The organism is Vibrio sp. NC2 (genome assembly GCF_025195005.1).
GTDB classification, from domain to species: domain Bacteria; phylum Pseudomonadota; class Gammaproteobacteria; order Enterobacterales; family Vibrionaceae; genus Vibrio; species Vibrio splendidus.
The window spans coordinates 321,131-340,431 of sequence record NZ_JANVFC010000001.1; the positions used below are offsets into that span (position 1 = coordinate 321,131).

Consider the following 19,301-nt stretch of genomic DNA (forward strand, 5'->3'; position numbering starts at 1 on the left):
GAGAGCCTTTGGTTAGCTTTTACCGAGTACGTTCAGCTTAGTCTTGATAAAGTCACTGTGGTCAACGTAGAGCAGCTCCGCTGTTTTACGGATCACAGAATCTTCGATAGGGTCGATTTCTCCGTCTGCGTGCGCCACTTCCCACATTGCTTTGATTAAGTCGATTCGCACTGGCTGAGACAGGTCTCTGAGTTGCGATGTAAAGTCATACAGCGAGACTGATTGCTCTACTTTCGGTTCTGCTTGCTCTAGCAGCACCTTTGCTTGTTCTTCGTCTAAATCCAGCAAACGTTGCAGAAGCTGTAGCTTAGCAACTCTTTCTGATTCATTGATCTGATGGTCGGCTCCCGCGACTTCACACAATAAACTCGCAATGGCGACATTAGGTGATGTTCCTTGGTTTTTGCTTAGGTCCTGGCCTTCAATCAATTGTTTAAACATTGATGTGAGAGAATTGAACATAACGAGCTCCAGTTAAAATTTGTATCGGGTTCCGTAACGCTGATAGTTATTAACTATAATTATAACTATTGGGTCTACAGAGTGTGATCGCAAGCGTCTTTACTAAAAACTGACATTACGGATAGGTGAACGATAAGGCGCACTTTCTTAGTCAGGTTCAGGGAAGCGTGTAATTTTTCCGTCGCCACTGAGTGTCGTGATCGATTGCGGTTTCCCATCAGTGTCTAGCCTCAACTCCCCAATCGCACTGCGGTTTGAAAGGCGATAGAAGGTCTGATTATCAGGGCTTCGCTTCTCGATTTTTAAGCGCTTACGCTTCGTGAAATAGTTCAAAACTGAGCGAGGGCTGTATAACAGGCGGTCCCATACATCGCAGAATTTAAGCAGCGAAGCAGGGAACTGATTTTTAATGCCACTGCAGGTGATTTGGTAGATGTTCGGACTGTTGCGACGATACCTAAGCTTGATATCGTAAGCAAAGGAGTAGTGAACATCACCAGAAAGCACCACGAAATTGGTCGGTGTTTTGGTATGGGTAAAGATACTGATCAGGGTATTAGCACTGCCCGGATGCGCCATCCAGTTTTCAGCGTCAATCACTAATGGCTTGCCGATTGTGGTCGCCATCTTTTGCAGTGTTTCAATAAACTTCACGCCAAACATCGGTGCAGCAGAAACGATCACCACCTTATCTTGATTCATTAACTGATGTTGAAACTCAATCAAGGCTTCCCAGTCCATCAAACCTGAAGGCTTATTCATGCGAGACTCGGAACGCCAACGACGCGTTCGAGTATCCAACACAATGACTTTGGGTGAAGTATCTATTGTGTAATGCCACTCTTCAAAGCGACTCAGCATCTCAATAAAAGCTTGATGCTTGTCTGGCTCGATATTGCTAACAGAGTGAATAGTCACTGCATTGCCGGCTTCATTATGAGTTTGTTTACTAATGCGCGGCTGTTTAGTAATGAGCGGTTGATCGACAAAAAGCTGTTTTGCTTGCTCGATAAACGTTTCGTCGAAGCTCTCCGGTTTGTTACCCCAACCCTGACACATCCAGTAGGCCGCGAGGCCGTTACCAATGACTTGAGTGGCGAACTGGTTTTGGTCGACAGCATGTTCCCAACCCACGGTAAGGTTCCAATCATCGGTAACATCGTGATCATCGAAGATCATGTAAGTCGGAATATGAGCGAACAGACGCTGCACTTGCGGTAAGCCTGCAATGAAATCATCCATGATGACGTTTTCATCACGCCACTGTTGCTGCTCAGTCGGTGTTAATTGGCGTCCACCTTGCGTGAAGTTATTCTCGATTAAACGCTCTCGGTTTACACATTGCCACAGTGTGGGAGACCAAACCAACAAGTACATCGCGATAAACTCAGACAGCGTGACCAAGTGGTTTTCGCAGTCGGTAGAGCTAAAAATCGGCACGCCACGATTCGGGAAGAACTTATCGAGCGTGGATTCTGAAGCGGTGTGGTGCGGCAAATAGTGATGACGCTGATATAAGTGGTATTCACTGTTATACAGAGCGTCACTGCTGTTGATTTGCTTAATTTGTGAGTCAGTAGGTAAGCTCTCACCTACAAGGCCAAGCAGTTGAATCACTTGCTGAATAGCATCAAGTGTTGGCCCTGCCACATGGTCGGCGTAGATCTGGTCGCCGCTCATCATCAGCATGTCGGGTCTTTCAGCGACGCTTTGATCGGCTACCTTGTTATCGGCTGCGACTAGGCTGTCTTTGCTTGGATGATGCGGGTTACGGCAAGATCCATGAAGAATGTAATCAGCCGAGGTCGATATCTTAAACTCAACGCGAGATTTACCGTTGTAAACAAGGTGAGGGGCGAGCTCTTTTAGTGAACCTGACTCTGTGTGAATGTCATATTCAAGAAGCGTATTAGTCGGAAACTCGCCTTGTAAGCGAATTAGCGTTACCCACGCATGCGTACCGATTTGAATCGAATCATGTTCTTCAAGCGATGAGGTGTAAAACGGTTGGTCTTGTTTTGGTTCTGAATGCTCTTTTTCGTTCGAAAAGCCTGTTTCTCGACTATGCACAGTTTCACGAATATAAAGATCAGCCCGGCCAATAAGGGGCGAGCTGGTGGCTAACCAAAGTACCACTTCAGTCGCGGTGGTTTTTCTTAAAATGGGTCCGGCGAGTAACAGGGGAAGAGATGATGTCGTAGAGGGTTTCAATACGGTACCTAAAATCGTTGGTGGTTAGTCGTCGTGGTGTTCTTTTGTTTCGAGCTTGTTCGTGTCTGGCTTTGTGGTTTCAAGCGTTGATGCTTCAAGTTCTACTGAGTCAGATTCTGTTGATTCAAGCTCTGTTGATTCAAGTATTTCGATAACTTCCGAGCTAGAAAGTTCATGACCCATTAGAAATATTGCCAATAGAGCATCTGCTTTTGTCTTGGTATCGGAAGGCTCGTCTAACAACAGTTCGAGCTTTTCTCGAATCATAGCAATCTCGTGCTCAACAAAGCCACGGCCTTCTTCATCCCCTTGATTGTCTTCAGGGGCATTATCGAATTCAAGAAATAGCATGTCGCCGTCTAGGTTGGTATCCACCAAACGCTCGGGCAGCCACGCATCACCCATAACAATATCTGGATCGGAATCTTTGGGTAACTGATCTATAATGTTTTGTAATTCGGAGACTTTCACAATACTTTCATTTAACCGAGAATATTCTACATTGTAACGGTCAATGCCGATCAAACCTAAAAATAGTTAGCCGTCATGGTTAATAAATGTCTATTCAGTAACACATTATTTATTACAAAGAGTAATTACATAAGAATGAAGCTCAAATATTTACCGACTCTCACTTCAACTGGAGTGGTTTTACTAAGTAGCGCTTTCCTAAGTGCTAATGCGTGGGCTGCTGAAGAGCAAGAGTGGGGCATCGCTGCAATGTTCCGTACTGCGAGCATCCCTTATGACACGTCTGGTGGTGACCAATCGGTTAACTCATTCGTGCCGATGCTGTTTTTCAAGAACGACTATGTGTTCATTGATGGTACCGAGATGGGGGCTTACCTCTATCAAACAGATGACGAGAAATGGTCTTTTAATGCTATCTCTCGCATGCGTTTTATTGATATCCCAGCTTCTGAACAGAACGCAATTGAGGGTGATACGGCGGACTTCGGTGCTCAACTGACCTACCAACTTGATGGTCCTTGGTCTGTCGAGACGGAATTAATGAGCGACAGTGAATTCAACCTCCACGGTAACTTACGAGCTAAAGCCAAGTATGAAACCGGAGATTGGGAGTTTTACCCAAGTGCGACACTTCGTTACAAAAGTGCTGACTTCAATAGCGAGTATTACTCAGCGTCTAATGAAACCATTGGTGCAGGTGTAGATCTGAATGTCGGTGTTGAAGCGCGTTATCATGTGGTTTCAAACTTGTACTTATTGGGTTCAACCGGTGTGACTCGATTAGACGATAATGCCTACGATTCGTCGATAGTCGAAGACCGTTATCAAGGTGAATTGTACCTTGGCTTTGGTTTCTTTAACGACAAAGAGAAAGCGCCGAAACCTAAGCTGAGCAATGCGCCGTATTTACGTGTCGCCCACGGCTGGGCAACGCCATCCAATATTGGCGACATCATGAAGTTCAACACAGAGAAAGACGAATACAACAACCAGTTGACCTCGTTCTTCTATGGACACCCGTTAACCGATGAGATCTTCGGCTTCCCATTGGACATCTACCTAACGCCAGGTATTGCGCATCACTGGAGTTCAGACGTTCAATCAAGCAGCACTGAATACATCATCGCAATCAAAGCGTACTACACCTTTGATTGGCCAACTCAGTGGCGTGTAGGTGTGGCAGAAGGTATGTCTTACATCGATTCGATTACGTATATCGAAGGATCTGAGATGGAGCGCAAAGGTTACACAGCAAGCCATCTGTTGAACTACTTAGACTTCTCATTCGATGTGAACGTCGGCGACTTGATTGGTAAGAATGACTTGAACAACTTATGGTTCGGCTACTCATTGCATCACCGTTCTGCGATCTTTGAAAACGCATCCCAGTTCGGGCGTATCAAAGGCGGCAGTAACTACAACACGGTTTACTTCCAGTACGAGTTCTAAAAGCGGCTTTTTTAGATACGATTTCTAATCACCGTTTTTATACAGACGACTTACATTTGACCTCGCTTCTATAGCTCCTGCGAGTGTTAGCGAGATTAATCAGCCTGATAGCAAAAGGTTTTCCCTTTGCTGTCAGGCTTTTTTGTTTGAGACTTGTGATATAATCGCGCGAGTTTAATAAGTACAAGAATAGGACACGCTTTGACTTCGTCTCCGGAAAAAGCAGACAACAACAAGAATGCAGCACAGCCGAGTTCTCCAAAGAACGAAGCGAAATCGAACAAACCTGCATCGAACCGACCTGCTAAGCATTTAAAAGCTAAACAACCAAACACTAATCAACCAAAAGCTACACCTGCTGATCATTCAGCAGCCAATACAAAAGCATCTCAAAATAGCCCAGCTTCTCTTCGTAAAGCGCTCAACGAATGTATGATGCGCGATCGCTTCCGTCTGAGTAAGCGAATTGCTGGTGCGAGTAGAATTAAAAACGAACAATCCAAGAACGTTGTCTTCGATGAGATTGCGTTAGATATTGCCAAGTCTATGATGACGGCAAATCAGCGTGCCTCGCACAAACCAACCATCGAATACCCAGAGATTCTCCCAGTTAGCCAAAAGCGCGATGACATTGCGAAAGCCATTGCTGAAAACCAAGTGGTTATCGTGGCCGGCGAAACGGGCTCGGGTAAAACCACTCAGTTACCAAAGATTTGTTCTGAGCTTGGCCGTGGCCGCATGGGCTTAATTGGTCACACTCAGCCTCGTCGTCTTGCGGCACGTTCAGTTGCCAACCGCATTGCGGAAGAGATGGAAACACAGCTAGGTGATTTTGTTGGTTATAAGGTTCGTTTTAACGACCAAATTTCTGATAACACGCAAATCAAATTGATGACCGACGGTATTCTACTGGCGGAAATTCAGCACGACCGTTTCTTAAGCCAATACGACACCATCATTATCGATGAAGCCCACGAACGTAGCCTGAACATTGACTTCATCATGGGTTACCTAAGAGAGCTTCTGCCGAAGCGTCCTGATCTTAAAGTTATCATTACATCAGCGACCATCGATCCTGAGCGCTTCTCGAAGCACTTTAACAATGCACCGATCATTGAAGTATCAGGTCGAACGTACCCTGTAGATACGCGTTACCGCCCACTAGGTGGTGATGAAAGTGATTCAGATCGTGACCAAATCGAAGGTATCTTTGAAGCGGTAGATGAGCTGTGTGACGAAGGCCAAGGCGATATCTTGATCTTCATGAACGGTGAACGTGAAATTCGTGACACTGCCGATTCTTTAAGTAAACGTAACCTGCGTGATACTGAGATTGTTCCGCTGTACGCGCGTCTTTCTGCTGGCGAACAGAACCGTATCTTCCAGTCTCATACTGGTCGACGCATCGTTCTGGCAACCAACGTGGCAGAAACCTCGTTAACGGTTCCGGGCATCAAGTATGTCATCGACCCGGGTACGGCACGTATCAGCCGATACAGCTACCGTACCAAGGTACAACGCCTACCGATTGAGCCAGTGTCTCAAGCGAGTGCGAACCAGCGTAAAGGTCGTTGTGGTCGTGTTGCTGAAGGTATCTGTATTCGTCTGTATTCTGAGGAAGATTTCGAATCACGCCCAGAGTTTACTGACCCTGAGATCCTTCGTACTAACCTAGCATCGGTTATCCTTCAGATGACTGCGCTAGGCTTAGGCGACATTCAAGCATTCCCATTTGTTGAAGCGCCAGATAAACGTAATATTCAAGATGGTGTAAGGCTGCTTGAAGAGTTGGGTGCGATCGCAACAGCTGAACCGGCTGCGAACAAAAACAAGAATCATGGCGACGACAAGAAGAAGCTAACCGCTATTGGTCGCAAGCTCGCTAAGCTGCCGATTGATCCACGTTTAGCTCGTATGGTGATTGAAGCGCCAAGTAACCGCTGTTTGCATGAAGTGATGGTAATTGCTTCTGCATTGTCGATTCAAGATCCGCGTGAGCGCCCATCAGACAAACAACAATCGTCTGACGATAAGCACAAACGCTTCTTCGATAAAGAGTCAGATTTCATCACGTTTGTGAACCTTTGGGATTACGTTAAGCAGCAACAAAAAGAGCTGTCGAGTAACCAGTTCCGCAAACAGTGTAAGCAAGATTACCTGAACTATTTACGTATCCGTGAATGGCAAGATGTGTACTTCCAAATTCACCAAGCGATGCGTGAATTGGATACTAAGCTGAACACAGAGCCGGGCAGCTACGATGGCATTCACATGTCACTGCTATCAGGCTTGCTTTCGCACATCGGTATGAAAGACCAAGAGAAGAATGAGTATCAAGGTGCTCGTAACGCACGCTTCCATATCTTCCCTGCGTCTGGCCTATTTAAGAAACAACCTAAGTGGATCATGTCTGCTGAGCTGGTGGAAACCTCAAAACTTTGGGGTCGTGTTATCGCGAAGATTCAGCCTGAATGGATTGAACCACTAGCAAAACACCTGATTAAGCGCAGCTACAGCGAACCACATTGGTCGAAGAAGCAAGCGGCAGTAATGGCACACGAAAAAGTGATGCTTTACGGAATCCCAATCATCCCGAAACGTTTAGTGAACTACGGTGCGATTGATGCCACTGTCAGCCGTGAATTGTTCGTGCGCAGCGCTTTGGTTGAAGGTGAGTGGGAAACCAAACACGCCTTCTTCAAACAAAACCGTAAGCTCCTGCAAGAAGTGGAAGAGCTAGAACATAAATCGCGTCGTCGTGACATCTTGATCGATGATGATGAACTGTTCGACTTTTATGACCAACGTGTTGGCGAAGAGGCTGTTTCAGGCCGTCACTTCGATACATGGTGGAAGCAAACCAGCCAGAAAACACCAGAGCTGCTTAACTTCGAAAAGTCGATGCTGTTCCGCGGTGATGCAAGCCACGTTACTGATTTGGATTACCCTAACTTCTGGCACCAAAATGGTATCAAGCTGAAGCTGAGCTACCAATTTGAGCCGGGCGACGACAACGATGGTGTAACGGTCCACATTCCGCTGCCTATCTTGAACCAGATTGATCAAAACGGTTTTGATTGGCAGATCCCAGGTTTACGTCAGGAGTTGGTGATTAGCCTAATCAAGTCGCTACCTAAAACGCTACGCCGTAACTTTGTGCCTGCGCCCAACTACGCCGATGCGTTCTTGGCTCGTGTGACACCACTTGAAGCACCGTTGTTGGATTCTCTTGAAAAAGAGCTGCGCCGCATGACAGGTGTGGAAGTCGTACGTGATGACTGGAAGTTAGACCAGATCCCAGAGCACTTAAAGGTAACATTCCGCGCTGTAGATCATCGCAAGCGTAAGCTTAAAGAACAGAAAGACTTGCATGAATTGAAAGAGAGCCTGAAAGACAAGGTTCAAGAAACGCTTTCTAAAGTGGCAGACGATGACATCGAACAGCAAAACCTGCATACGTGGAGCTTTGGTGAGTTACCAAAAGTCTACCAACAGAAACGCGGCGGCTACGATGTTAAAGCCTTCCCAGCGCTGGTGGATTCTAAAGACAGCGTAGAGATCAAATTGTTCGAAACCGAGCAAGAGCAGATCTCGGCAATGAAATCGGGTCAGCGTCGTTTAATCCTGTTGAACGTGCCATCGCCGATCAAATACTTGCACTCTAACTTGCCGAACAAATCGAAACTTGGCTTGTATTTCAACCCATACGGACAGGTACTCGATCTTATCGATGACTGTATCGCTTGTGGCATTGATAAGCTGATTGAAGAGAAGGGCGGTTTAGTTTGGGAACCAGAGCAGTTTGAAGCACTGAAAGAACACGTACGTGCAGAGCTGGGCGACAGCGTTGTTGAGATTGCTCAACAGGTTGAAACCATCCTAACTACTGCATTCAGCATCAGTAAGAAGCTCAAAGGACGTGTCGATCTTTCAATGGCATTCGCACTTTCTGACATAAAAGCTCAGGTAGAAGGTTTGATTTTTAAGGGGTTTGCCACAGAATGTGGGTGGAAACGCCTGCCGGATATTCTACGCTATATGAGAGCGATTGAACGCCGCATGGAAAAACTGCCGATTGACCCGAACAAAGATCGCTTGCATATGATCAAAGTTGAGTCAGTAATGAATGATTACAAAGAGCTGCTGAATAAAATCCCAAAAGGGATCGCGGTTCCAGAAAATGTAAAAGAGGTGCGTTGGATGGTAGAAGAGCTTCGTGTAAGCTTCTTCGCACAGCAGCTCGGTACGCCTTACCCAGTATCAGACAAGCGTGTTAAAAACGCGATTGATGCTTGCTAAAGGAATAAAACTAGACGCAATGGCAAGGTTTGGGTATAAATCTTGCTTATTGCTATACTAATTAAATAGTTACTACAAAAAGGGCGACTTGGTGGCAATTTATTACCACGCAAGGCCTGCCACTAGGACGAAAAGGTCGAATATGAAAAAAACGTTATTGGCACTAGCACTGCTAGGTGCATCTTCAACAGCAATGGCTGATTCTTGGTTGTACGGCGGCGTAATGGGTGGTCAAAACTCATTTGCTGGTGAAGATGAAACGGCGATGGGTATCCACGTGGGTACTGGTATCCTTCCATTAATTGGTGTTGAAGCTGGTTACTGGGATCTTGGTTCTTTCGACAACGTTAGCTACGGTAACCGTGCTAAACAAGGCGTTGACGTAAGCACAGCTTACCTAGCGATTAAACCAAGCATCGATTTCGGTCCTCTACACGTATACGCGAAAGGTGGTCTTCACTCATACGAAGTGAAAGGCGATAACTTTAAGCAAGACGATGTGGACGTAATGTTTGCAGTTGGCGCTGAGTACTTTATCTTTGGTCCACTATCTGTTGGCGCTAGCTACCAAAACTTCAAAATGAAAGATGACGACTCTGGCGTCTTCTCTCTAAACGCAACTATCCACCTACTGTAATTGTTTATAGTGAGTGACGAGCTGATAGTTAGTCACTTACTTACAGTTAATGATGGATGTTCGTTAAAGAGTTCGTAAGAATTCATAAAAAATGCCAGCTTGATAGCTGGCATTTTTGCATCTGTAGAATAGTAATGTCGCTGACTTAAGCGGTATAAGTTAAGCGAGCAGCGCTATTTCTTGCTGTTTAGAATCTTCTGGATTCTTGGGTTAATCGCTTTACCGTGTTGGCTTTCATACTCTTCGCGTTTCAAATCGTTCAAGTTCTTCACTGAGTTAGCGGCAAGCAGGAATTGCGGCAATTCTGTTTCCAGCATGCCTTTCTCATCTAAACGCTTTGCTTCCAAATAGTATTTCTTAAACAGGCCATCGAGCTTGTTTTCAGCCGTGCGCTTCAAGTCGTACAGTTTGTTTTGGATTAGCCATTTTTCAATGTTGTTAACAGCTGCGCGCGACAACACACGAATACGGCTATCAAGCAGCTCTTCTTCAGTCAAAGAATCTTTAAGGATCCAAAGCTCACCCATTTGCGGCGGCCAACTGTTGCCAAGTTGAATACGTTCATGACAGTGCATTAGCACGCGGTTAAGGCCGTCTGAGTCAACAGAGTGGGCGAACTCAAGAAACTTACCGCTCGGTTCACTACCGTATTGGTATTCCCACTGAGTTTCGTACACGCTCAAGAAAGAACCGAACACATGGATACACCAATCGGTTAGCTCAAGCTCTGCTGGATCTTGATCAACAACAGGCACTTGCTGAGACGCACCAGAGCCCGCAGCGCTTGGTGTCGCTACTTTTACTTCTGTACTTTGTGCTTCAATCACTTCAGGTGCGTTAGGCTGCACGGTAGTGTCAGGTACAACAGGTTGAGCTGGCTCAGAAGGTTGGCTTTTTGCCTTTTTGAATGAGCTGCTGCCTGAAGCGTTCAGATGGGCTAAGCTTTTGTCTATACCCATTTCCTTGAGCTTGTCCTGCATTTCCTGAATATTGAGAGGTCTTCTGCTGTTGTTGTCTTTCATTTTGCTTCTCGTTAACTAGCCAGTACTGCAGCTTGGATTCAATCCGAGATAATGGCATTAATTCATTGGCTTTGGCTTTATACCAGAGGACAAATTTCTTCCATACTAAACTATGGTCACCGGTCAAACCGGAGAATTTAAACGCACGTTCTGCCCATGATGGTATCTCTTCTTCGTTGAGATCATGAGTAGAGACGGTGTTGCTGTTCATTGAGCCTCGACCTTGTGGGCGAGGGGCCTGCTGCATGTGTTGCATTGGCGCCGGAGCAGGCTGAAACTTGGGTGCAGGTGCAGGTGCAGGTGCAGGTGCAGGTGCAGTAGAGTAGACCGGAATACTATTGGTCGGTTGAACCTCAACGTGCGCCGCAGCTTGCTCTTGCTCAATGAGCATTTTGAAAACGTGAATCTCTTTCTTATCTCGATAGTCTACTTTCACCTTATCGAGGAAACCTTGGTCGACTAAACACTTAAGGCAGTCGGCTAAACCAAACGTAGAGAGAGCACAAAGCTGACCTGCCGTTTGTAGGCACACATTGGTGTAACCGAATTCATCAGCACCATCTGCAAGCATCAATAAAACCAGCTTTTCTGCTGGGCTAGAAGTATTCACTTGCCAAGCTAAATAAGAATATTTGGCGCTCAATATCGTGTTCTCAAAAAAGGTAAGTCGTTGTCACTATTGTAAGTCACCCCTTACCGAATTTATAGCAACTTAACAGAAAACGACATTAGTAAGCCAAATATTGACCATAAGGAGAGGTCTGCCCCAAAAAGTAAGCCTACACTCATTCATTCTAGGTCAGAAGGTGGCTAAAGATGGGGTTTACGGGCGTCTTTTTTGGGTCTGATTCTGCACCAAGGCTTAAAATAACGTGGTCTATTAACGTTAAGCATGAGCTTCTAATCTTTCGTGTTGTCTCCATGAAAGCGCTTATCTTTCCTCTCTAGTGACTGTTGATGATTTCTTTATCTACTTATTGACCTATTTATCCATCCATTCATAAGTTGTATTTAATTTATAAAACACCTTGATATGATCAATATTTGCGCTATTATGACGATAAGTCAGAAATGACGGAGCGTCATAAAATGGTTAACCACATGAATTTACTATTCGTGTTAATATATTGGACAGGAGCGTTTTAAATGCTGATTAAGCTTAGGTAATAGCTAAGCTCAAATACGGACTGAAAAATTATGTTTGGCTTTGGTTGTAAAGGCGATAAACAAAGTATCTTTGGTTGCAAGGCGGTGCTGTCTAAGAAGCAGCAATCCATAGCCGACCGAGAAGTAGAATTGATGTTGTTAGCAAAAGATCTGGTTCGAGAACAAGGGTTCGGAAACCTGACGATGGATAGGCTAACGGCGGCAAGCTCTTATTCTAAAGGTACGATATACAATCACTTTTGCAGTAAAGAAGACGTGGTTTTAGCGTTATGTATTCATTCTCTAAAGTCTGAGGCATTGTTGTTTGCTCGTTCTGGAGAGTTTGAAGGCAACTCACGCGAAAAGATTGTCGCATTGCACGTTGCGTACCGAGTTTATGCTCGTATGGAACCGGTATTATCAACTTGCGCGATTATGGCGAAAAGCCCATGGGTACTAGAGAAAGCCTCCAGTGCACGCGTGGCCGAGATGAATCAATTAGAAGAGATCGTTATCGAACAAGCGGATCTGCTCGTCAATCAAGCAGTAGAAGCCGGTGACCTAAAGTTCTCTTCTGGCGTGGGTTCAGATGCTATCGTATTCGCCAACTGGTCAATCGCATTTGGTTCAAATGCTTTGTCTCAGAATGCTTCAAACAGTCATTGTATCAAGCGGTTACAAGACCCGTATTCAGTATTACATAACGCGAACATGATTTTAGACGGCCTCAACTGGCAGCCCCTTTCGAGTGATTGGGATTACCGTAAAACCTGGCGCCGTGTAGAACAAGAACTGTTCAGTGAAGAAGTCGCTTACTTAGAGTCAGTAGGTCGATAAGCTTCAACTAAACCCACCTATGTGGGTTTATTAATAACCATTAGTGACGATTCGTCATAAACTTAAGTTTGCCTAGTGTTGTTTTGGTTTTCTTGAGTGTATGACTAAGAATTGTGTCTTTTGTCAGCTTCGGCTGGCTTTTTAAGACACAACTATGACGAATCGTCACAAATGGAGACTGTGATGGAACATGACAGCCAGAAGCCCGCTTTCGATCACCAAAATCGAGATAACCGTAATGTCGATAGCGTAAACGGGGATCTAAATAACAGTTGGCACTCAATACCGACCAAGCGTTCGTTTATCGTTCTGCTGGTGGTTTTTTCAATCATCATGCTCTCTGCATTAGGGGCAAAGAACCTCTACTTTAGAGGGGACTACAATATCTTCTTCGAAGGCACCAACAAACAGTTGATGGCGTTCGATGAAATCCAAACCACCTTTGCGAAAACCGACAACCTCGCGATTGTCGTCGCACCTGAAGATGGCAATGTCTTCACTCCAGAAACTCTTACCCTAATTCAAAACCTCACGGTCGATGCGTGGCAGATCCCGTACTCAAGCCGTGTCGATTCGCTTGCCAATTATCAGCATACCGAAGCCGTTGAAGATGACCTGTTAGTGGAAGACTTGCTGTACGAAGAATACGAGCACACGCCAGAGCGGATCGCCAAAGTAAAACAGATCGCGCTCAACGAACCACTGCTTAAGAATGCTTTAGTATCGGCCTCTGGCGACGTGACCATTGTTAACGTGACGGTGCAATTGCCCGAAGTGGACAAAACGGCGGAAGTACAAGAAGTCATTGCGGCTATCAACGCCATGATTGACCGCTATGAAGCACAATATCCCAATGTTGAATTCCATAAAGCGGGCATCATTGCCATGAACAACGCCTTTATGACTTCGGCTCAAGAAGATAGCTCAACACTGGTGCCATTAATGCTGCTAGTTGTGTTGGTGTTCCTAACCTTTATGTTGCGCTCATTCTTTAGCGTGGTGGCTACCTTAGTTGTGATTATCTCTTCGATTGTCGCGACCATGGGTTTGTCTGGCTGGGCAGGGATGTTCCTAAGTACTGCAACGGTCAACGTTCCTACATTGGTATTAACCCTTGCCGTTGCCGATTGTGTTCACGTAATCGTGACCATGAGACAAGCCATGCAGCGCGGGATGGAGAAAGCACAAGCCATTCAATACAGCATCAAGCTGAACGCGATGCCAATTCTGATTACTTCGGTGACCACCGCGGTTGGTTTCTTGATGATGAACATGTCGGATTCTCCCGTATTGCGAGACTTCGGTAACTTGTCGGCATTGGGCGTGATCATCGCGTGTTTCCTATCTGTGACCATGCTGCCTGCGTTATTAAAACTCTTGCCAGTGAAAACTCTGCCAACAAATGAAGCCGCAGAAAGCAAAGTCACTTTTATGGATAAGCTCGGTGATTTTGTCGTAACCAACCGTAAAGCACTGTTACCTATTTCTACTCTAGTAATCGTTGGGGCTGCGGCGTTAATTCCGTTGAACAAAGTGAATGATGAATCGGTGAAGTATTTCGATACCTCAAGCGAATTCAGACAAGCCGCCGATTTCATGGAAGAGACGGTAAGCGGCATGACGACCATCAGTATTGCGGTGAAAACCAATGAATCTCAAGCGATTGCTGATCCTGTGTTCTTACAAGCGATTGGTGACTTTACCGATTGGCTACGTGTTCAACCAGAAACCGACCATGTGGCCACGCTTTCCGATGTTTACATGCGTTTGAACAAGAACATGCACGGCGATGACGACAGCTATTATCAATTGCCGCTTAACCGAGAGTTAGCAGCGCAATACCTACTGCTTTACGAGATGTCTCTGCCTTATGGTTTGGACTTGAACAACCAGATCAACGTCGATAAGTCATCAATCAAAATGGTACTCACGGTCGACAACCTAGGCAGCGTGGAATTGGTGGAACTCGAAGAACGCATCTACTCATGGTTTGCAGCCAACGCGCCGCAATATGAAGTGGTGGCATCCAGTCCGTCACTGATGTTTGCTCACATAGGCGAAACCAACATGGCGAGCATGCTATCAACTCTGCCTATCACCTTAGTACTTATCTCTGGCCTGATGATCTTTGCATTGCGCTCGGTTCGCTTAGGTTTAATCAGCCTAGTGCCAAACATTGCCCCAGCGATTATCGGCTTTGGTTTGTGGGCGCTTATCTCTGGTGAAATCAACTTGGGTCTGTCAGTCGTGGTCACGCTCACACTGGGTATCGTGGTCGATGATGCAGTGCACTTCTTGAGTAAATACCAACGCGCCAGAATGGAAGGGAAATCAGCGGAAGAAGCGGTGCGTTACGCCTTCCACACCGTTGGACGCGCATTGTGGATCACAACTGTCGTGCTTGTGGCTGGTTTCTCAGTGCTGGCGATGTCGAGTTTCAGACTCAACTCCGATATGGGCTTGCTCAGCGCGATTGTGATTTTCATTGCGTTAGTAGTCGACTTCATCTTGCTTCCAAGCCTGCTGATGATCTTCGACAAACAGACGCACTATTCAGATAAACCTCAGCACGAATCAAAGCTGTCTAAAGCCGAGTTATCTAAAACAGAGCTATCTAAAACAGCGCAAGCTAACCCAGCCGGCGAACTGTCTGCTTCAACCAAATAAGGAATCGTCAGCCTGCTGCGGTGGGCTGACTCAAGGAGAAATTTATGAAAAGCGTTAAACAATCATTCGTTACCACATTACTTTCCGTCAGCTCATTAACCGTCGGCACGTTAACAATCGGCGCATTCGCGGCTTTCCCAGTGTTAGCAGACCCTGCGAAAGGCTTAGAAATTGCCGAGCAACGCAAAGCCGTTGATCTAGGGTGGGGCGATTCAGTTGCGACCATGGAAATGCTACTTCGCAACAAACAAGGTGAAAGCAGCTCGCGTCTAATGCGATTGAAGTCGTTAGAAGTGGATGACGATGGCGATAAAGGGCTGACCATCTTTGATGAGCCACGCGACGTAAAAGGCACGGCTTTTTTGAACCATTCACACATCTCTAAATCGGATGACCAATGGCTGTACTTGCCTGCGTTGAAACGCGTAAAACGCATCTCTTCGCGCAACAAATCGGGCCCGTTTATGGGCAGTGAATTTGCTTACGAAGACTTGAGCTCGTTCGAGTTAGGAAAGTACACCTTTAACTACATTGAAGATGCCAAAATTGAAGGCGTCGATACCTTTGTCTTGGAGCAAGTTCCGACCGACAAAAACTCAGGCTACACCATGCAGAAGGTATGGCTAGACCAACAATATTACCGCCCTGTTCAGGTTGAGTTTTACGACCGTAAAGGCGCATTGCTGAAAACCCTCTCGTTCCAAGACTACAAACAATACCTAAACCAATACTGGCGCGCGCACACTATGTCGATGCAAAACCACCAAACAGGCAAGAGCACGGTACTAACCACGACAGACTTAGCCTTCCAGACAGGTCTTAAGGACAAAGATTTCCAGAAAAACACACTCAAACGTGCAAAGTAAGGCAAGAATATGAAAAGGATTGTGTTAACAGGAACGCAGTTATCTTTAACCTTGGCAGCGACAGTTGGGCTTATGCAGGTGTCGTTGCCATGTGTTGCGGCTGGTTTTAGCTCTGAATTCGTAGAACAGGTCACCCCGGAGCTCGCAGGGCAGGTTAACCTTGAACACAGGCAGTTCTTTAGCGACGGCTTGCAAGGGCAAGATAAAGGGCAAAGCTCGCTGGTGTTACAACCAGAGTTTTATTGGGAACAACAAGAGGGCAATGGTAGCTTTACCTTCACGCCGTTTTACCGCCTAGACAGCGAAGACGATGAGCGAACCCATGGCGACGTTCGTGAAGCTCTGTATCTCACGTATTGGGATGACTACGAACTGCGAGCCGGTGTCGGCAAGGTGTTCTGGGGCGTAACCGAATCGGCGCATTTGGTCGATGTGGTCAATCAAACCGATGCCATTGAATCGGTCGATGGTGAGTCGAAGTTAGGTCAGCCTATGGTGCACTTCACCTCAATCAAAGACTGGGGAACCATCGATGCCATGTTACTGCCGTATTTTCGTGAGCGTACCTTCGCTGGGGAAGACGGTCGCTTAAGGCCGACTGTACCTGTATCGGACGATGCGCTTTACGAATCGTCGAGAGAAGAAAAGCATGTTGATGTGGCACTGCGCTATAGCCAAATGTACGGTGATTGGGATGTCGGTTTAAGCTACTTAGGCGGCACAAATCGCGACCCTTATTATCGTGTAGAAGGCAATGAACTCAAGCCGTATTACGCGCAAATGCAGCACTTCGGACTCGATGTGCAGGGTATTATCGGTGATTGGTTATGGAAGCTGGAAAGCATTTATCGCGACAGCTACGACAACCACACAGGCGTAGCAACAGGCTTTGAATACACATGGGTTGGAGCGCTTGAGTCCTATTGGGACATTGGCTTCATTGCGGAATACCTGTATGACAGCCGAGGCAACAACGCCCAAACCATCGGTCAAAACGATGTGTTCCTTGGGGCACGTTTCGCCTTGAACGATGAAGACGGCACCGAAGTACTTACAGGCATCACTCAAGACTTAGATAACAGCGATGTCTACAGTGCTAAGTTGGAAGCATCAAGCCGCATCAACAACAATCTCAAGTGGCGATTAAACGCTTGGTTGTTTGAGAACGAAACCCCAGAAGACTTGTTGTTCTTCGCTCGTAAGGATGACTTTGTTGAACTGGCGTTGGAATACTATTTTTAGTCTTTACAACAAGTTAGCATTTCCCGAAAAGTTAGCATTGGTTTCGTGGGGCGTTCCTGTTGAGGGGAACGTCTCAAATTTAAGATGAGCCATATTTAGAATGTTCAAAGTCGTCTTTTTATAAAGTGGATCAAACAATCGAATAAACCTATAGGTAAAATGGTTATATTTTTTCCAGTATCTATAACCTCCGAATATGCATGTGAAGCATGCTGGTGGTATCGGCCCTAAGGGATTTATGAATTCATTTAATTGGGATAATAACTTTGAAACAGGCATTGGCGTCGTAGACGAACAACATCAATACCTTGTTGGTTTTATCAACCACTACGGAAACCTGCTGTCAGAGAATACTATCTCTATAGACGACATGAGCGTCGCTTTACGCGATCTCACACGTTATGCCGAATTTCACTTTAAAGAAGAAGAATCTTTGATGAGAGATTGTGGAGTGTATGAATTACACATTGAAGAGCACATCAAAGTGCATCGTGTATTTATGCGAGATATCTACAGCATGCAAGCCTTCATCTTGGAAGAAGATCAGTCGTCAGCACGGCAGTTACTGGATTTCTTGATCCATTGGCTTGCTTATCACATCCTCGGCATTGATCAAAACATGGCGCGACAAATGGCCGCCGTAGAAGAGGGCGCAACACCCCTAGAAGCCTTTGAGGCAGAAGAAAAGCAGCGAGACTCGTCAACCCTCCCTTTATTAGCCGCTCTGAAAGGCTTATTTGAGCAGGTCTCTGAACGCAACAAACAGTTGTTACGCTTCAACCAGTTACTCGAAGACAAAGTTGAGGAACGGACGGCAGAGTTAAAACAAGCGAACAAGAAACTCGAAGAACTGTCGTTAACAGACTCACTCACTAAATTACCCAACCGTCGTAGTGCCTTTAAACAGTTAGCATTACATTGGCAAGATTCCAAAGAACTGGGCATGCCTTTAGTGTGCATCATGATTGATGCCGACCACTTCAAGCGCATTAACGACACCAGTGGCCATGATGCAGGTGACTTGGTGCTACAAACTCTCTCGCGTGAACTGAAAAATGCGTTTCGCAATGACGATATTGTGTGTCGATTAGGGGGCGATGAGTTCCTCGTTATTTGCCCTGACACCGATCTTAAAGGCGGTATGCACATCGCGGAAACGACTCGACAGAAAGTGTCTGAATTAGAGGTTGAAACCAGTAATCAAGTTTGGATTGGCAGTATTAGTGTCGGTGTAGCTGAAATAACCCAAGAATTCGAGTCCATGAATGAGTTGGTTAAAGCCGCCGATGAGTCCGTTTATTTAGCAAAAAACGCAGGCAAAAACAGCGTTTGTTCGATTCAGATTTAGAGCTCGGTTCACTCGAGATCGAGAGTACCGTTCACTTCAGATCTAGAACACCGCTCGCTTTAGTCTTTGAGCGCTACTGACTTTATTTTTTGAGCGCTATTCGCTTTAATTCTAGAACCTAGTTCACTTTAGTTTTTGAGTGCCACTCACTTTAAAATAAACAAGTGGAACCGGTAATTGTTCCACTTCTTCCTATTCCTCATTAATATCCTGTTAAATTTGCCGTGTTTTTAGTCAATAACTTGCTCTTTTAGCGATTCAATTTGGCATTGGTAGCGTGTTTGATTACTATGTGTAGCTATCTAAAAAAACTAATCATCCGATACGGACACTACCAACTGGTAGATGAGGAAATGATGCAACATCTAGAAGAGATCATTGCTAATGCAACGACTGCTATTGATACAGCAGATTCGTTAGTCGCACTTGATGAAGTGCGAGTTCAGTATTTAGGTAAGAAGGGTGAACTCACTCTTCAACTACAAAGCCTAGGTAAACTTCCACCTGAAGAGCGTCGCACTGCTGGTCAAGAGATCAACAAAGCGAAAGGTGCTGTTCAACAAGCGATCGCAGCTCGCAAAGACGCACTTCAACGTGCAGAGCTTGAAGCGAAACTAGCTGAAGAAACTATCGATGTGAGCCTA

General features: G+C 45.7%; 13 protein-coding genes and 1 pseudogene. 9 read left to right on the forward strand and 5 right to left on the reverse strand.

The annotated features are described in order from the left end of the window. Nucleotides 1-12: 12 nt before the first annotated feature. From NX845_RS01450 to NX845_RS01460, 3 genes are all read right to left on the reverse strand, one after another. The gene (locus NX845_RS01450) at nt 13-462 is read right to left on the reverse strand and encodes a TerB family tellurite resistance protein (RefSeq protein WP_004734748.1); all 450 of its coding nucleotides are present in this window, start codon (nt 460-462) and stop codon (nt 13-15) included. A gap of 147 nt (nt 463-609) precedes the next feature. Next, on the reverse strand, nt 610-2,673 hold the full coding sequence (locus NX845_RS01455) for an alkaline phosphatase family protein (RefSeq protein ID WP_260256420.1): 2,064 nt from the start codon (nt 2,671-2,673) through the stop codon (nt 610-612). A gap of 24 nt (nt 2,674-2,697) precedes the next feature. Beyond that, nucleotides 2,698-3,198 (reverse strand): hypothetical protein, encoded by a 501-nt coding sequence (locus NX845_RS01460; RefSeq protein WP_065681270.1) that lies wholly within the window; start codon nt 3,196-3,198, stop codon nt 2,698-2,700. A gap of 81 nt (nt 3,199-3,279) precedes the next feature. Between NX845_RS01460 and NX845_RS01465 the strand changes: the two genes are divergently transcribed. From NX845_RS01465 to NX845_RS01475, 3 genes are all read left to right on the forward strand, one after another. Next, nucleotides 3,280-4,593 carry a MipA/OmpV family protein gene (locus NX845_RS01465; protein ID WP_065681271.1) on the forward strand — a complete coding sequence of 438 codons (1,314 nt, stop codon included), beginning with the start codon at nt 3,280-3,282 and terminating at the stop codon, nt 4,591-4,593. A 201-nt stretch (nt 4,594-4,794) separates the two neighbouring features. After that, nucleotides 4,795-8,892: an ATP-dependent RNA helicase HrpA gene (gene hrpA / locus NX845_RS01470; protein ID WP_065681272.1), complete on the forward strand. Its 4,098-nt coding sequence runs from the start codon at nt 4,795-4,797 to the stop codon at nt 8,890-8,892. Nucleotides 8,893-9,034: 142 nt separating this feature from the next. Next, nucleotides 9,035-9,529 carry an outer membrane beta-barrel protein gene (locus tag NX845_RS01475; RefSeq protein WP_017088180.1) on the forward strand — a complete coding sequence of 165 codons (495 nt, stop codon included), beginning with the start codon at nt 9,035-9,037 and terminating at the stop codon, nt 9,527-9,529. 173 nt (nt 9,530-9,702) lie between these two features. Here the strand turns inward: NX845_RS01475 and NX845_RS01480 are convergent, their stop codons facing one another. Next, the gene (locus tag NX845_RS01480; RefSeq protein WP_108214047.1) at nt 9,703-10,488 is read right to left on the reverse strand and encodes a hypothetical protein; all 786 of its coding nucleotides are present in this window, start codon (nt 10,486-10,488) and stop codon (nt 9,703-9,705) included. After that, nucleotides 10,409-11,194, reverse strand: coding sequence for a hypothetical protein (locus tag NX845_RS01485; RefSeq protein WP_102568869.1), 786 nt, complete (start codon nt 11,192-11,194; stop codon nt 10,409-10,411). Before NX845_RS01485 ends, NX845_RS01480 begins: the two co-directional genes overlap by 80 nt. Nucleotides 11,195-11,748: 554 nt before the next feature. On the opposite strand from NX845_RS01485, the gene NX845_RS01490 reads away from it, so the two are divergent. From NX845_RS01490 to NX845_RS01515, 6 genes and pseudogenes are all read left to right on the forward strand, one after another. Beyond that, on the forward strand, nt 11,749-12,534 hold the full coding sequence (locus NX845_RS01490; RefSeq protein ID WP_017074568.1) for a TetR/AcrR family transcriptional regulator: 786 nt from the start codon (nt 11,749-11,751) through the stop codon (nt 12,532-12,534). A gap of 120 nt (nt 12,535-12,654) precedes the next feature. After that, nucleotides 12,655-15,201: an RND family transporter gene (locus NX845_RS01495; protein WP_260256421.1), complete on the forward strand. Its 2,547-nt coding sequence runs from the start codon at nt 12,655-12,657 to the stop codon at nt 15,199-15,201. A gap of 44 nt (nt 15,202-15,245) precedes the next feature. Continuing rightward, the gene (locus NX845_RS01500) at nt 15,246-16,067 is read left to right on the forward strand and encodes an outer membrane lipoprotein-sorting protein (protein WP_102453025.1); all 822 of its coding nucleotides are present in this window, start codon (nt 15,246-15,248) and stop codon (nt 16,065-16,067) included. 9 nt (nt 16,068-16,076) lie between these two features. Continuing rightward, nucleotides 16,077-17,309, forward strand: a complete 1,233-nt coding sequence (locus NX845_RS01505; protein ID WP_229650150.1) for a hypothetical protein — start codon at nt 16,077-16,079, stop codon at nt 17,307-17,309. Between the two features lie 238 nt (nt 17,310-17,547). Then, a complete protein-coding gene (locus tag NX845_RS01510) occupies nt 17,548-18,657 on the forward strand; it encodes a GGDEF domain-containing protein (RefSeq protein ID WP_108203094.1) in 1,110 nt (369 codons plus the stop codon). Between the two features lie 356 nt (nt 18,658-19,013). Continuing rightward, nucleotides 19,014-19,301 (forward strand): annotated as a pseudogene (locus NX845_RS01515) (phenylalanine--tRNA ligase subunit alpha); the annotation flags it as partial.

Bases quoted from the DNA above. Each gene is read 5' to 3' on its own strand.
- NX845_RS01480 (WP_108214047.1), bottom strand. From the start codon at position 10,488: ATGGGTATAGACAAAAGCTTAGCCCATCTGAACGCTTCAGGCAGCAGC.
- NX845_RS01510 (WP_108203094.1), top strand. From the start codon at position 17,548: ATGAATTCATTTAATTGGGATAATAACTTTGAAACAGGCATTGGCGTC.
- NX845_RS01465 (WP_065681271.1), top strand. From the start codon at position 3,280: ATGAAGCTCAAATATTTACCGACTCTCACTTCAACTGGAGTGGTTTTA.
- NX845_RS01475 (WP_017088180.1), top strand. From the start codon at position 9,035: ATGAAAAAAACGTTATTGGCACTAGCACTGCTAGGTGCATCTTCAACA.
- NX845_RS01490 (WP_017074568.1), top strand. From the start codon at position 11,749: ATGTTTGGCTTTGGTTGTAAAGGCGATAAACAAAGTATCTTTGGTTGC.
- NX845_RS01505 (WP_229650150.1), top strand. From the start codon at position 16,077: ATGAAAAGGATTGTGTTAACAGGAACGCAGTTATCTTTAACCTTGGCA.
- NX845_RS01450 (WP_004734748.1), bottom strand. From the start codon at position 462: ATGTTCAATTCTCTCACATCAATGTTTAAACAATTGATTGAAGGCCAG.
- NX845_RS01500 (WP_102453025.1), top strand. From the start codon at position 15,246: ATGAAAAGCGTTAAACAATCATTCGTTACCACATTACTTTCCGTCAGC.